Source organism: Polaromonas sp. (genome assembly GCF_030689685.1).
In the GTDB taxonomy this organism is placed as follows: domain Bacteria; phylum Pseudomonadota; class Gammaproteobacteria; order Burkholderiales; family Burkholderiaceae_C; genus Polaromonas.
Genome location: NZ_JAUYEY010000019.1, coordinates 18,722 through 32,063, shown reverse-complemented (window position 1 = coordinate 32,063; position 13,342 = coordinate 18,722). Strand labels below are relative to the sequence as shown.

General features: G+C 60.2%; 14 protein-coding genes and 1 other RNA gene. 2 read left to right on the top strand and 13 right to left on the bottom strand.

The annotated features are described in order from the left end of the window. Window positions 1-7: 7 nt before the first annotated feature. From Q8O29_RS04590 to Q8O29_RS04560, 7 genes are all read right to left on the bottom strand, one after another. Window positions 8-526: a hypothetical protein gene (locus tag Q8O29_RS04590; protein WP_305560877.1), complete on the bottom strand. Its 519-nt coding sequence runs from the start codon at window positions 524-526 to the stop codon at window positions 8-10. Between the two features lie 148 nt (window positions 527-674). After that, complete coding sequence (gene glnA, locus Q8O29_RS04585; protein ID WP_305560876.1) at window positions 675-2,090, bottom strand: type I glutamate--ammonia ligase; 1,416 nt, start codon at window positions 2,088-2,090, stop codon at window positions 675-677. A 219-nt stretch (window positions 2,091-2,309) separates the two neighbouring features. Further along, window positions 2,310-3,236, bottom strand: a complete 927-nt coding sequence (locus Q8O29_RS04580) for a molybdopterin-binding protein (RefSeq protein WP_305560875.1) — start codon at window positions 3,234-3,236, stop codon at window positions 2,310-2,312. A gap of 28 nt (window positions 3,237-3,264) precedes the next feature. Beyond that, window positions 3,265-4,155: an EI24 domain-containing protein gene (locus Q8O29_RS04575; protein WP_305560874.1), complete on the bottom strand. Its 891-nt coding sequence runs from the start codon at window positions 4,153-4,155 to the stop codon at window positions 3,265-3,267. A 153-nt stretch (window positions 4,156-4,308) separates the two neighbouring features. Beyond that, window positions 4,309-5,265 (bottom strand): sterol desaturase family protein, encoded by a 957-nt coding sequence (locus Q8O29_RS04570; RefSeq protein ID WP_305560873.1) that lies wholly within the window; start codon window positions 5,263-5,265, stop codon window positions 4,309-4,311. Window positions 5,266-5,270: 5 nt separating this feature from the next. Continuing rightward, window positions 5,271-6,083: a polysaccharide deacetylase family protein gene (locus Q8O29_RS04565; protein WP_371134149.1), complete on the bottom strand. Its 813-nt coding sequence runs from the start codon at window positions 6,081-6,083 to the stop codon at window positions 5,271-5,273. Between the two features lie 127 nt (window positions 6,084-6,210). Continuing rightward, complete coding sequence (locus Q8O29_RS04560) at window positions 6,211-7,134, bottom strand: YncE family protein (protein WP_305560931.1); 924 nt, start codon at window positions 7,132-7,134, stop codon at window positions 6,211-6,213. A gap of 160 nt (window positions 7,135-7,294) precedes the next feature. Between Q8O29_RS04560 and Q8O29_RS04555 the strand changes: the two genes are divergently transcribed. Next, entirely contained in the window at window positions 7,295-8,074 is a 780-nt protein-coding gene (locus Q8O29_RS04555; RefSeq protein ID WP_305560871.1) for an alpha/beta fold hydrolase, read from the top strand. An 83-nt stretch (window positions 8,075-8,157) separates the two neighbouring features. Here Q8O29_RS04555 and Q8O29_RS04550 read toward each other — a convergent pair whose 3' ends face one another. The 4 genes from Q8O29_RS04550 to Q8O29_RS04535 form a co-directional block, all read right to left on the bottom strand. Continuing rightward, entirely contained in the window at window positions 8,158-8,886 is a 729-nt protein-coding gene (locus Q8O29_RS04550; RefSeq protein WP_305560930.1) for a pseudouridine synthase, read from the bottom strand. 409 nt (window positions 8,887-9,295) lie between these two features. Next, window positions 9,296-9,763 carry a hypothetical protein gene (locus Q8O29_RS04545; RefSeq protein ID WP_305560870.1) on the bottom strand — a complete coding sequence of 156 codons (468 nt, stop codon included), beginning with the start codon at window positions 9,761-9,763 and terminating at the stop codon, window positions 9,296-9,298. 336 nt (window positions 9,764-10,099) lie between these two features. Further along, complete coding sequence (locus Q8O29_RS04540) at window positions 10,100-10,417, bottom strand: addiction module antidote protein (protein ID WP_305560869.1); 318 nt, start codon at window positions 10,415-10,417, stop codon at window positions 10,100-10,102. Beyond that, window positions 10,414-10,743, bottom strand: a complete 330-nt coding sequence (locus Q8O29_RS04535; protein ID WP_305560868.1) for a type II toxin-antitoxin system RelE/ParE family toxin — start codon at window positions 10,741-10,743, stop codon at window positions 10,414-10,416. The genes Q8O29_RS04540 and Q8O29_RS04535 overlap by 4 nt, the downstream gene beginning before the upstream one ends. A 181-nt stretch (window positions 10,744-10,924) precedes the next feature. Between Q8O29_RS04535 and Q8O29_RS04530 the strand changes: the two genes are divergently transcribed. Beyond that, entirely contained in the window at window positions 10,925-12,223 is a 1,299-nt protein-coding gene (locus tag Q8O29_RS04530) for a phosphatidylserine/phosphatidylglycerophosphate/cardiolipin synthase family protein (RefSeq protein ID WP_305560867.1), read from the top strand. Window positions 12,224-12,277: 54 nt separating this feature from the next. Here the strand turns inward: Q8O29_RS04530 and ssrA are convergent. Both ssrA and Q8O29_RS04520 read right to left on the bottom strand, forming a co-directional pair. Next, window positions 12,278-12,664: a transfer-messenger RNA gene (gene ssrA, locus Q8O29_RS04525) on the bottom strand. 12 nt (window positions 12,665-12,676) lie between these two features. Next, window positions 12,677-13,342, bottom strand: a complete 666-nt coding sequence (locus Q8O29_RS04520) for an HAD-IA family hydrolase (protein ID WP_305560866.1) — start codon at window positions 13,340-13,342, stop codon at window positions 12,677-12,679.

The window sequence follows — 13,342 nt, the reverse complement described above, 5'->3', positions numbered from 1 at the left end:
GACTGGCTTACTGACGGGCAGTGGGTGCCGGCAGGCGGCCGATTTCGCGTTTCAAGCCGGCAATGTCGCTTTCGTGGCGTGCAATGCTTTCCTTCATTTCAGCCACGCGGTCGAGGTAACGCTGGTAGTTACGGCTTTCAATGCCTTGCTTTTCCGGCTCGCCCTTGTTGAACTCTTTTTGCTGCTCGGCCAGCTTGATCTCGGCTTTTTTGAGTTCGGACTCGAGAATGGCCCGTGTGTCGCTGTCGCGTGCACGTTGCTCGCTGCTGCTCGATACGGGCGCGGCCTGCACGGCCCCGGCCACACGAACAACCGCCGGACGGCTCGCTGGTGTGCTCTGCACCACCGTGACGTTGCCACCATCGATCTGTTTGCAGCCCCGAGCCTGGGCATCCCTGGCGTTGTTGATGTACTCTGGCGTGGCGCCGTCTTTTCCGGCGCAGCGGTAGATGCGCTCCTGCGCGGAAGCGGCGACCAGGCTGCCCGCGAGAACTAGAAAGGTTGAAAGAAGTACTGTAGGTTTCATGCGTAACCCCAAGTGCCTGTTAAGGCTTGGACGGTCTGTCAGTATCCTGCAAAGGGTAAGAAAAACAAAATCCTGCAATTGATAACCCTGCAAGGAAATAAAAAAGGACGGCACAAGCCGTCCTTTTTTGACCACAGACTGTAAGGAATTACAGTGAGTAATACATGTCGAACTCGATCGGGTGCGTGGCCTGGCGCAGGCGTGTCACTTCACCCATTTTCAGTTCGATGTAGGCGTCGATCATGCTGTCGGTGAACACACCGCCCTTGGTCAGGAAGCTGCGGCCCACGTCGAGGCAGTCCAGCGCCTGGTCCAGGCTGTGGCACACGGTTGGCACTTTCGCATCTTCCTCGGGCGGCAGATGGTACAGGTCCTTGGTGGCCGCCTCGCCGGGATGGATCTTGTTTTCCACGCCATCGAGACCCGCCATCATCAGGGCCGAGAAGCCGAGGTAAGGGTTCATCAGTGGATCGGGGAAGCGTGCCTCGATACGGCGGCCTTTGGGATTGGCGACGTAAGGAATGCGGATCGAGGCCGAGCGGTTTTTGGCCGAGTAAGCCAGCTTGACCGGTGCCTCGTAACCGGGCACCAGACGCTTGTAGCTGTTGGTGCCCGGGTTGGTGATGGCGTTCAATGCACGGGCGTGCTTGATGATGCCGCCGATGTAGTACAGCGCAAAGTCCGACAGACCTGCGTAACCGTCGCCGGCAAACAGGTTTTTGCCGTCTTTCCAGATCGACTGGTGCACGTGCATGCCGGAACCGTTGTCGCCCACGATGGGCTTGGGCATGAAAGTCGCGGTTTTGCCGTAGGCGTTGGCGACGTTTTGGACCACGTATTTGAGGATCTGGGTCCAGTCGGCGCGCTGGACCAGCGTGCTGAACTTGGTGCCGATTTCGTTCTGGCCGGCGCCGGCCACTTCGTGGTGGAACACTTCAACCGGGATGCCCAGCGATTCGAGGATCAGGGACATCTCGGCGCGCATGTCCTGGGTGCTGTCGACCGGAGGCACCGGGAAGTAGCCGCCCTTGACGGTCGGGCGGTGGCCGCGGTTGCCGCCTTCAAGCTTGGCGCCTGAATTCCAGGGGGCTTCGTATTCTTCGATCTTGAAGAAGGTACCCGACATGTCGGTGTTCCAGCGCACGTCGTCGAAGATGAAAAATTCTGGCTCAGGACCGAAGTAGGCGGTGTCGCCCAGGCCGGACGCCTTGAGGTAAGCCTCGGCGCGCTGCGCGATGGAACGCGGGTCGCGATCATAGGCCTTGCCGTCAGCGGGCTCAAGCACATCGCAGCTCATGAACAGCGTGGTCTCTTCAAAGAAGGGGTCGATGTTGGCCGTTTTCGGGTCAGGCATCAGTTGCATGTCGGAGGCTTCAATACCCTTCCAGCCGGCCACGGAGGAGCCGTCGAAAGCATGGCCCGAGGTGAATTTGTCTTCGTCAAAGTGGGACACTGGCACGGTCACGTGCTGCTCTTTGCCCCGAGTGTCGGTGAAACGGAAGTCAACAAACTTGACTTCGTTTTCCTTGACCATTTTCATGACGTCTGCGACGGTCTTTGCCATCAAAATCTCCTGTTGTTGGATGGTTGTTAAAAATACTTTCGGCTTCGATGGATGCACGTTTTGTGCCACCACTGATGGCGCTTTTTTCTGCCAAGCCTGTGATTGTGCCGTCAACTTGGTACCGATAAGCATGACATCCGGCCGTCAGTTCGAAAAATTGCCAAATTTTTCAGGCACCAATCATGTGCAAATCAAAATGCACATGATTGGTGCAATTATTCAACGCACCAATTCGGGGCCAAGCTTGGCGTTAAACGCGTGCAGACCCGCCAGCAAGGCTGGAAAAGCCGCATTCACGGCCTTGGGTGCCCCTTTGACGCCCAGCTCGATATGGCGCCCGTATTCGGGGTGATCGACGCTGGGCAGGCTGAACACCTTGACGCCGCTGTGCCTTGCTTGAATCGCGAGCATCAGTGGCGTCAGCGTAGCTTCCATTGAGCCCATGACGATGACCGACTTCTCGGTGTAGGCTGATTTTTGGTGCAGATGCGCGCAGTGCGTGTCCAGTACCCACTCGATCATCGGCCAGGCCATCACTGGAAACCCCGGGACGAAGTGGACGCCCCCACGGTCGCTCACTTCGTGTAACTCCCTGCCCCCCGAGGGGGCCGCTGCGCCTGCGGTCTGGCGAAGCCAGTCCCGCGGCCCCTGCTTGATTGAAGAGCCCCCACGCTCAACAAGGCAACTGAACCCGGGGATCTTGTTGTACGGATTCGGGATAATCTCCGACCCCGCCGGGAACATGCCCATGTTGAGCCGGTGGATGTTGTCGTGCCGGTCCGGCTCATAGCGCACGCCCTGCTCTTTGGCGATGTCCTGCATGCGCTCGCGGATCAGGCGCTCGGCCTCGGGGTGCAGGGCCAGGTCCACGCCCAGCGCAGCGGCGGCGCACTGGCGCGTGTGGTCGTCCGGCGTCGCGCCTATGCCGCCACAGGAAAAAACCACGTCGCCCGATTCACGCGCGGCGCCGAGGGCACGCGCCAGCACGGTGGTGATGCGCACCGGGTCATCGCCCACATAGTCGGCATAACTGAGTTGCAACCCGCGCGCGGCCAGCAGTTCAATGACTTTGGGCATGTGTTTGTCGGTGCGTTTGCCGGAGAGGATTTCGTCGCCGACGATGATGAGTCCGAAATGAGTGGTCATGCTGAAAAAGATGGGATGAACAAGGAGATCAAGGAGGCAGAAATGCCTGTGTGTCCTTTTTTTGATCTCCTTGAGCTCCTTGTTCAATGGCTGTCCGGCCCAGCAGATCAAGGGCCGACGGGGCATTTTGCTTGCGAAGTTGCTCCAGCGCCGCCAGGCAGTAGTGGGCAAACCAAAGAGAAGAGAAAGCAAACACCAGGGTGTAAATCCAGATCGCCACTGGCACCAAAATCGGCGCCATGGCCACAAACATCGCACCGGACGCCCACAGCAGGCTGGGCGCGGCACCCAGGTAACCGCTGAGCACGCCTATGCCCAGCAGGCTGGCGCGGTGGCGCCGGAAAATCTCGCGCCGCTCTTCGGCGCTGGCGTGGTCAACCAGCGCGTCGTAAGACATCACGCGGTAAGTCAGCCAACCCCAGATCAGCGGCGGAAGAATCAATATCAGCGGCGGGATCAGCCACAGCGGGATCGAAATGACCAGCGCGACGGCGGCCAGCACCGTCGAGCCCAACGACCAGAACAGGCTGGCCACCTGCGATCCGCCCTGCTTGCGCTGCAGCAGCGGAAAGCGGCGTTCGGCCACCAGCGCCACCATGGCCGGTGTCATCAGGATCGCGACGAACAGCAACGCCACGATGACGATCACCGGGATACTCAGGAACAGCAAAATCGTCGGCGCCAGCACCACACGCAGGCCGCCCAAGCCCAGGCCTTCCAGCCAGCGCGCCATGGTGCCGAGCAACTCCCAGCTTTCCAGGCCAGCCCGCACGGCGGCCAGCGCATCATCCCAAAAGAAGTAGCCCAGCCCCAGCGACAGCGCTACCATGATGACCAGCGGCAGCATCGACAGCGCAATCACCCGCAGGTGCAGGCAGTACATGACTGCGCGCCAGAAGGAATCGAGAAGTTTGTTCATCGGTCTATTGATTTTTTCCAATTACACGACAGTGACTTGGACGGTTCTCACCCTCGCCCTTTGGGAGAGGGCCGGGGTGAGGGATTGAGCGTTTCTACTGTCATGAATTTTGTAACGCTCAATAGGATAGCCTTACGCAGAGGGCTGCAACCATCAGGCGCGCCCCACCAGGCGCTTCAACCCCAGCCACTGCTGCGCCCAGAAGCCGCGGCCGTAGTCGCGCGACTGCTCGACCTGGTCGCGGATGCCGGTGGGATCGTAACGCTGCTCGAAGTTGGCGGTGCCGAAAAGCACATCCCACCACGGCAGCAGCACGCCGAAGTTATATCCCCCCAGCGACCCCTTGCCCGCGCTTTCATGTCCGATGCCTATGCTGTGATGCAACCGGTGAAAACGCGGACTGACCCACAGGCGCTCGCCGACACAGCCAAACCAGAGCTTGAGGTTGGCGTGCTGGAAACTTTCGCTGAGCTGGGTCAGCGCCACGATGGCGATGAACTGACCCGGCGCCACGCCAATCAGTTGCGCCACCAGCACCACGATCACGTCCACGATGATGTCGTCAAGCAAATGGTTGCGGTTGTCGCTCCACATGGTCATTTGCCGCTGCGCGTGGTGCAGCGAATGCAGGCGCCACCACCACTCGATCTGGTGCTGGCCACGGTGCGTCCAGTAGGCGATGAAGTCGAAGACCACCAGGTAGATCAGCAGGCTGACCAGCGCGTTGTCCGTCATGCCCCGCCAGATCTGGTCCAGGTGAAAAGTGCCGTAACCGGCCGTGCGTGCCATGCCAAAGAGATCGTTGAACAGCGGCTCCAGCGTGAAAAACAGCGCAATGCGAAACAGGCCGAGACGGTGGATCAGGGTGTAGAGGATGTCGGTCCGAATCGTCGCGCGGTCCGTCACCGGCTCGACCGGGCGCCAGCGCTGCAACGGGCCAACCACGGCCAGCAAAATCAGAATCTGGATCAGGCCAACCATGAACCAGGCGGTGGCTTCATAGCCAGTTTCCAGCAGGTTGCCCAGACCCAGCGCAAACATCGCGGGTTGCACAGCACTCTCAAACAGCCATTGCTGTACCGTCGAAAAAAAAGCCTCCAGACTGTCCATGCCGCTTATTTTTCCGTCCGGGCCGGCGCCTGGCCGGACTGCTGCGCAATCCAGGCCCGGTAGCGGGGGTGATCGCGCAGGGTCGCAAAGCAGAAACCGCGCGCTTTCAGCCCGGTGATCAGCGGCTCCAGCACAGCCGGTGCCCACGGGTCTTTGCGCGACCAGATGCCCAGGTGCGCCAGCAAGATGTTGCCGGAACGGATATCGCGCAGCGCTTTTTTGAGCAATTGGTCGTTGGGGTAGGCCCCGCTGGACAGTTCGTCACCAAGAAAACCGGCCGGTGCCCAGCCCACATGGTCGTAACCACAGGCCTGGGCGGCGGCCAGCAGCTTCGGCGAGGTCTTGCCACCCGGCGCACGGAACAGCGGCAGCGGTTTCTTACCGGTGAGCTCTTCCAGCCGGCTGCCGGCTTTGGCGATTTCGGCACAGTACTGGGCGGTCGTCCAGACCGATTCCTGGCCTTCCGAAGGCCCGGCCGAGGGGCGCACCCTGAACTGGTCAGAACCGACGTCTGCGCGCCAATAGGTGTGGTCGAAGGTGTGCGAAGCGAATTCGTGGCCCTCGGCCGCACGCGCCTTCCACCAGGGCGCCCAGTCCTTGCCCAGGCTGCCGTCGCCGGTCTGCGTGCGTTCGTTGGCACCAAAAAACGTGACCTTGACCTGATGCTTGTTGAGGATGTCCGCCATCAGCGGCGCCACGCCCATGTGGCCGGTGTCCAGCGTCAGGTAGACCGGCTTTCCCGGCTTGCCTTGGGCATCAAAACAACCCTCAGCCCACGCCGGACGGGCGCCACCAGCTATAAAAACCGTAGCAACCAGCAATGCAACGAAGGACTGAACCGATCTCCCCTTCAAGCCGGGGCCGCAGAACGGGCTTTGCCCGGCCGCAGGCGCAGCGGCCCCCTCGGGGGGCAGGGCGCTACACGAAGTGAGCAACCGTGGGGGTCTATCTAGGCGCGTGATCCAGCGTCCAGACACCATGGGGACTCTTTCCAACATTGACTTGGCGCACCACCTTGCGGCTGGCCATGTCGATCACCGTGAGTTTGCGCGCCCAGCGCGAGGTCACGTAAATCAGCTTGCCGTCGCGCGAAATCTCGATACAGTCCGGCCCGCCGGGCGCCGGGTAGCTGTCCACCACGCTCAGTGTCTGCAGATCAATCTTGCTGATGCTGTTGGCCACGCGGTTGCTGACCAGCACATGGCGACCATCGCCGAGCGCGCGAAAGGCGTGCGCGCCGGCGCCGGTCTTGATCACCCGTGTGCGCTGCGGCAGCTTGCCGCTGACGTCGAACACCTCGACCGTGTCGCCGCCAGTCAGGCCGACCAGGATCAGCTTGTCGTCGGAGGTGCCGTACACGTCAGCCGGGATCGAGCCGGTGGCCGTGCGCCACTTGATGGTTTGCGTCGACAGATCGAGTGCGATCAGCTCGTCGCTGTCCTGCATGGTCGAATACACCGTGGTGCTTTTGCTGTCTATCCACAAATGGCTGGGCGTCTTGCCGGTGGCCACACGCTTGACCAGGGTGATGTTGCTGCCGTCCCAGCGGTAGATGTCGATGTGGTTGAGCCGGTTGGCCGCCGTGACAAACCACTTCATGTCTGGCGAGAAGCGCAGCTGGTAGGGGTCGAGGATGCCGGGAATCACGCGCTGGACCTCGGCCGTTTTCGGGTCGATGAAGGTCAAGGTGTCGGACAGCGCATTGGCCACAATCACCGACTTTTCGTCGGGCGTGAGGTAAATGTGGTGCGGCTCCTTGCCGGTGGCAATGCGTTTGGTTTCCGTCCAGGTCAGCGGGTTGATGACACTGACATTGGCGTCCAGCGAATTGAGCACAAACAGTGGCGCGGGCTGGGCCAGGGCAGGCATGGCGGCGGCGCCCGACAGGCAGCACAGCGCTGCGGCAAACAAACGGAGGGACAGGGTCACAAACGACTTTCTTCAGACGACCGGCAAGTGTAGCGGGCGGGCATTTCCTAACCCTAACGCGCCAGGGCAGCGAGCCGCTTACATCCTTTACGATGACACGATGAAATTTTTAGCTATCCATGGCACGCGGCTTGAGCTGCAGCAGATTGCCGGGCCCGCCGACAAAGCGCCGCTGGTCTTCCTGCATGAAGGCCTGGGCTCGGTCAGCCTCTGGACCCAGCGCGGCCAAAGCTGGCCGCAGGCAGTTTGCGAGGCCACCGGCCGAAGCGGTGTCGTGTATTCAAGGCGCGGTTACGGCCAGTCGGCCGCTGTGCCCGATGTGCGCCACAGCGGCCGCTTGACCCCCGACTACATGCACCGCGAAGCCTGGGAGGTGTTGCCGGCGCTGCTGGCGGCGCTGCATATGGAAAAACCCGTGCTGTTGGGCCATTCGGACGGCGCCAGCATCGCCCTGCTCCACGCCTCGCGGCATCCGGTGACCGCCGGCATCGTGATGGCGCCGCACCTGATGGTCGAGGACATCGCGGTGCAGGCGATTGCGCAAGCGACCACTGCCTTTGAGTCGGGGGGGCTGCGGGAAAAGCTGGCACGCCATCACGCCGACGTGGAAAGCGCTTTCTGGCAATGGAACGATGTCTGGCTGTCCGAAGGTTTTCGCCGCTTCGACATCCGTCCCGACTGCGTCCGCATCGGCGCTCCCCTGCTGGCGATCCAGGGCCTGGGCGATGAATACGGCACGATGGCCCAGCTCGACGAACTAACGCTGGCGGCGCCGCAGACGGTGCAGTTGCGGCTGGCCGATTGCGGTCATTCGCCGCAGCGCGACCAGCCGGAACGCACGCTGAAGGCGGTGGCCGCCTTCCTGCAGCCTCTGCCTTGAGTTTTTATTTGCTATCGAATAAGTAGCTGCTTATGCCCGCCAGTCATGGACTGGAGGCCTTTTTTATACTCATACGTGCAGACTCAGGCTGAAATGGCGGCCAGGTCCTGCGGCGTCAGCCAGCGCCACTGCCCGGCTTTCAGTTCAGTCGGCAACGCCAATGAACCAATGCGCGCACGGTGCAGGCCGCCGACCTCCTCAACCCGGTTGCCGACGGCCGCAATCATGCGTTTGACCTGGTGGTACTTGCCTTCGGTCAGGGTCAGACTCAGCGTCTGCTCGCCGGTTTTTTCGCAGGCAGCGGCGCGCACTGGCTTCGGGTCGTCGTCCAGCACCACGCCGGCCAGCAATTTGGCAACCTGTTTGTCGTCCACCGGGTGTTTCGCCCGGACTTCATAGACCTTGGGCACATGGTGCTTGGGCGAACTCATGCGGTGAATGAACTTGCCGTCGTCTGACAGCAGCAGCAGGCCGGTGGTGTCCTGGTCCAGCCGGCCGACCGCCTGCACGCCGGCCGCCGCCCCGCCGCCGCGCTGGCGAATCGGCGCCGGCAACAGGGTGTAGATGCTGGGATAGGTGCTGGGTTTTTGCGAACACTCGTAACCCGCCGGTTTGTGCAGCATCAGGTAAGCCTTGGCGTGGTATTCCCAGGCCACGCTCTGCACGCTGAACTGCAGCCCGTCCGCTATAAATTCCATAGCTGGCTCCGCACACGGAACCCCGGCTACAGCCACAAAACCCTGTTGAATCAGCCCCGCGCAGACGCGCCGCGTGCCGAAACCCTGGGAGAAAAGAATGTCTTGAAGTTGCATGGAGGCCATGGCCGTATTGTCGCTGGGTGAGCATGCTGTCGAAATGCCTTGAGCCAACAAATCACAAGACCTCCGCATCGAGAGGGTGCGATGCCACTCAGTTGCCAGATGCCATCCTGGGGTGATGTATCGCACGGATCGATCAGCACATAAACGCCATGCGATGCCCATACCGATTTGCATAGTTTTTTTGCATGGCACAGCCCGACTGGAGCTCAAGGGGTACACGCAACCACAGTGCGCCACCCCAGCGGCAATGACTGGCACTCTCACAATAGTCACGACTGAACCCTCCCGCACTTGTTGCGATTGAAGCAGCAAGATTGCTGCAACAAGGTTAGTGTTTGGCTTTCTGGCCTTTGCGGGAATACCTCATGCAATGCTGCGGCTAGCCTGTCCTGCGCACCGGCTAGGACGGATTAATCGTATTTCTAAGTGCTTTGCGTGCAGTTGAAAAAGACATCATCAGCGCTGCGCACTCTTGCTCTGCACAAATGTCTCTGCTGGTGTATTTGCCCGTGGCCCATGCAGCGCGTATCGCATCCTGCTTCTGTCTGCTGCCGCCTGGTTTATTGTGCCGTGCATCTGCTGCTTTTCGCGCACGATCTGAGCTTGCCTCGGCCGCTTCCCGCAAAGATTGAGAAAGAGAGCCAACATCGCTATCCGTCCATTGCGCTATCCACAATGCAGCGCGACTCAGATTAAGCGCAGCGTTCCCAGCGGATTTCGACAAGCCCGCATAGACGTAATCGCTGGTCGCGCTGTCCAGCGACTGCATCGTAAACATATAAAAGGACGCGCACTTGTCCTGGTGGGATAAGTGCTCAACTTCGTTTTCGTTCGATAGACTTCCATCTTGCGGGTAGAGCACATCCAACACGCGAAGATGCGCGGCCCGTACGTCAGCCAATGAATTGAATTGCTTACGAATCTTCGATCTTATTAACTTGACCAGTTCGCGAATGTTTTCATGCCGTTCCCGCAGCTCGTTGGAGCTTGGGGTGACGATTGGAAACGCAAAACCTTCGAAAGCGACATCAACAGGATTGACACCAAAATCTGGAATTACAAGAAAATTATCTGGATCTTTTTGGTCAATTAGCTATGGTTCTGAAATTTTCAAATTTTGTTTCGCCATTTGCGTTCCTCAATATCCCACATAGACACTCGGAACCACCAGGTCAGTGTTTAGGTACGTGCGTTTACCGCGTATTCACCCTCGTGTCACAGCCAGTTGCAAACCAGCAGCCCCCATCACCGCAAGCAGCGTCTTGATCGTCGGGTTGCCCCTGGGCGACAAAGCGCGGTACAGGCTCTCACGGGGAATTCCCGCGCGCTCGGCCACGGCGGCCATACCCTGAGCCTCGGCAACATGCCTGAGCGCCGCGAGCAGCGCAGTTTGCCCGCCCGGCTGGTCAGCCTCCTCCAGTGCGGTAGCCAGGTAGGCATCGGCAAACTCGGGGTCGGCCTTGAGCATGTCGACCACAGCGGCATCATGTGAGCGGGATGCTGGGGATTTGGCTGTTTTCATGTTGCTTTCCTTCGGTGTTGCCAATCTTGCCAATATTCAAGCGCGGCTGCAATGTCGGTCTGTTGCTTGCGCTTGTCGCCTCCAACCAGCAGCAGAATCAGGCGTTTTCCAGCTTGCGCGTAATACACGCGGTAGCCTGGTCCGTGGTCGATACGAAGCTCCCATACGCCGCTTTGTAGCGCCTTGCAGTCCCCGAAATTGCCAGCGGCCATGCGCTGCACCCGAACCAGAATGCGGGCCCGCGCGTGCCTGTCATTCAACCCACTCAACCACGTTAGATAGGGGTCTTGGCCGTCGGGACGCAGGTAGTCAAGGATTTCAAACATTGTCTTTGTGGATTATAAGTTACAACCAGCAAAAATCATCGCATACAACCAAGCTCAGACCGTGTGACGCGCCGCCCGCCTACTTGCCAAAGCGACGGCTTCCCGCTGCAGCTGGCGCGCACGCGTTATAAATTGCCCTGTCGTGCGCGCCGGCGCAACGTCTTTCCTCCAACCGCAGGGCATGAGCACCACCACGATGATCAAGAAAAAACGCCTAGTCATGACCATTCTCATCACTTTTTTCGCCACGCTGGCCGTGGTGCTGCTGGCCGCCAACTTCACCACCGGCGAGAAAAATGTCGATCGGGAACTGCCCCGCCTCTACAACACCGACGATCCGCAATACCTGCGGGCCATGGGTTCGCTATTGGGCCCCGCAATCGTGGGCGGCAATCGCGCCCAAGAGCTGCTCAATGGCGACCAGATCTTTCCGGCCATGCTGGCAGCAATACGCGGCGCCAAACGCAGCATCACGTTTGAAACCTACATCTACTGGTCGGGCGACATTGGCCGGGAGTTTGCCGACGCACTGACCGAGCGGGCGCGCGCCGGCGTCAAGGTGCATGTGCTGCTGGATTGGGTCGGCAGCGCCAAGATTGACGACTCGTTTCTTGAAAAAATGGAGACGGCGGGGGTGGAAATACGCAAATTTCACAAACCCCACTGGTACAACTGGGGCCGCATGAACAACCGTACGCACCGCAAGCTTCTGGTGGTGGACGGCAAGACCGGTTTTACCGGCGGCGTAGGTATTGCACCCCAGTGGACCGGCAACGGACAGGACGCCGAGCATTGGCGCGACTCGCACTTCAGCATCGAGGGCCCGGCCGTGGCGCAGATGCAGGCGGTTTTCATGGACAACTGGCTCAAGGTCACCGGGCAGGTGATGCATGGCGAGGCTTACTTTCCCGCATTGTCGGTGGCCGGCAGCAGTCGCGCGCAGGTGTTTTCCAGCTCGCCGTCGGGCGGTAGCGAGAGCATGCAGCTGATGTACCTGCTGTCCATCACAGCGGCTTCACGCAGCATCGATTTGTCCAGTGCTTATTTTGTGCCCGACGACCTGACCACCCGTGCGCTGACCGAGGCGCTCAAACGCGGTGTCAAGCTGCGCATCATCACGCCCGGCGAGATCATCGACACCGGCACCGTGCGCGCCGCATCGCGCGGTAGCTGGGGCCCACTGCTCAAAGCGGGCGCCGAGATTTATGAGTACCAGCCGACCATGTACCACTGCAAGGTCATGATCATCGACAATTTGATGGTCTCGGTCGGCTCGACCAACTTTGACAACCGCTCATTCCGGCTGAACGACGAGGCCAACCTCAACGTTTTTGACACCACCTTCGCCGCGCGTCAGACCCAGGTGTTTGAAGACGATCTCAAGCGCACACGCCGCATCACTTATGAGGAGTGGGCCAATCGCCCCCTGAAAGAGCGCGCGATGGAGCGGCTGGCGCTGTTGCTGGGGTCGCAGCTTTGAGCTGCAGCGCACAGAAAAAAGCCCGGCCAAAAAAGGCCGGGATTGGAAAAAAAATGGTGGAGCTGGGGGGATTTGAACCCCCGTCCGCAAGCCTTGTTCGGGCAGATCTACATGTTTAGCGGTCTGATTTAAGTCTCGCCACCTGTGTCGCGCAGTCGCACGCTACACAGGACGCCAGCACCCTATTTTCTTGCCCCTAGCTAAGGTACCCAGCTAGGTGCCAGCCGATGAAATTATCTTTACAGCCGGGAGCGTTCAACTTGCGCTAAACACCCCTTGCCCAGCCCATCGGCCTGCTGTTGTAAAGCTCACTGGCAATTAAGCAGCGAGTGCGAAACGTTCGTCGTTTGCAGTTAGTTTGTTTGAATCAGTTTTACGAGCACATTCAGCTCGACATGCACCACACCGCGTCCGAACCCACGTCGAAACCAATGCAGCCCCAGGCATCCTAGTTTACGCCAAACGCAGCAAATTCAAGAGCGCGGTCGGCGAAACAATCGTGGCGTCGGCTTTCCAGTGCAGTGTGTCGGCGATCGCACCCAGATAACCGTAAGAGGCGGCCACGGTCGGCATGCCGGCGGCGCGGCCGGCAACAATGTCGCGCTCGTCGTCTCCGACATACACACAGCGGCCCGGCTGAACGTTGAGCTGACGGGCCGCTTCGAGCAGGGGCGCCGGATGCGGCTTGGCATGTGGCGTGGTATCACCGCTGATGATGGCCCGCGCTGTGACAAACAGGGGCATACGGCAGGTCAGCGGCAAGGTGAAGCGCTCCGATTTGTTCGTGACCACGCCCCATTTGAGTCCGGCGCCGTCAATCCGGGCTATCAGCTCGGATACCCCGTCAAAGGCGTAGGTGCGTTCGGTCATGCAGGCTTCATAGTTTGCAAAAAACTCTTCTTTCAGTGCCCCGTAGTCGGCATGTTCGGGCGTCAGGCCAAAAGCCACGCCCAGCATGCCCCTGGCACCGGCACCGGCCATCGGCCTGTAGTCAACCAGCGGAAGCGGCGCCAGCCCCCGGTCGGTGCGCATCTTGTCAGCAGCGGCGCCGAGGTCGGGCGCACTGTCGATAAGCGTGCCGTCCAGGTCAAACAGCACGGCCTCTATCCGGTGAAACAT

Coding starts and splice junctions, on each gene's coding strand:
- glnA (WP_305560876.1), bottom strand. CDS start 2,090: ATGGCAAAGACCGTCGCAGACGTCATGAAAATGGTCAAGGAAAACGAA.
- Q8O29_RS04530 (WP_305560867.1), top strand. CDS start 10,925: ATGAGCACCACCACGATGATCAAGAAAAAACGCCTAGTCATGACCATT.
- Q8O29_RS04580 (WP_305560875.1), bottom strand. CDS start 3,236: ATGACCACTCATTTCGGACTCATCATCGTCGGCGACGAAATCCTCTCC.
- Q8O29_RS04520 (WP_305560866.1), bottom strand. CDS start 13,342: ATGTTTCACCGGATAGAGGCCGTGCTGTTTGACCTGGACGGCACGCTT.
- Q8O29_RS04535 (WP_305560868.1), bottom strand. CDS start 10,743: ATGTTTGAAATCCTTGACTACCTGCGTCCCGACGGCCAAGACCCCTAT.
- Q8O29_RS04555 (WP_305560871.1), top strand. CDS start 7,295: ATGAAATTTTTAGCTATCCATGGCACGCGGCTTGAGCTGCAGCAGATT.
- Q8O29_RS04570 (WP_305560873.1), bottom strand. CDS start 5,265: ATGGACAGTCTGGAGGCTTTTTTTTCGACGGTACAGCAATGGCTGTTT.
- Q8O29_RS04560 (WP_305560931.1), bottom strand. CDS start 7,134: ATGCCTGCCCTGGCCCAGCCCGCGCCACTGTTTGTGCTCAATTCGCTG.
- Q8O29_RS04590 (WP_305560877.1), bottom strand. CDS start 526: ATGAAACCTACAGTACTTCTTTCAACCTTTCTAGTTCTCGCGGGCAGC.
- Q8O29_RS04575 (WP_305560874.1), bottom strand. CDS start 4,155: ATGAACAAACTTCTCGATTCCTTCTGGCGCGCAGTCATGTACTGCCTG.
- Q8O29_RS04550 (WP_305560930.1), bottom strand. CDS start 8,886: ATGCAACTTCAAGACATTCTTTTCTCCCAGGGTTTCGGCACGCGGCGC.
- Q8O29_RS04540 (WP_305560869.1), bottom strand. CDS start 10,417: ATGAAAACAGCCAAATCCCCAGCATCCCGCTCACATGATGCCGCTGTG.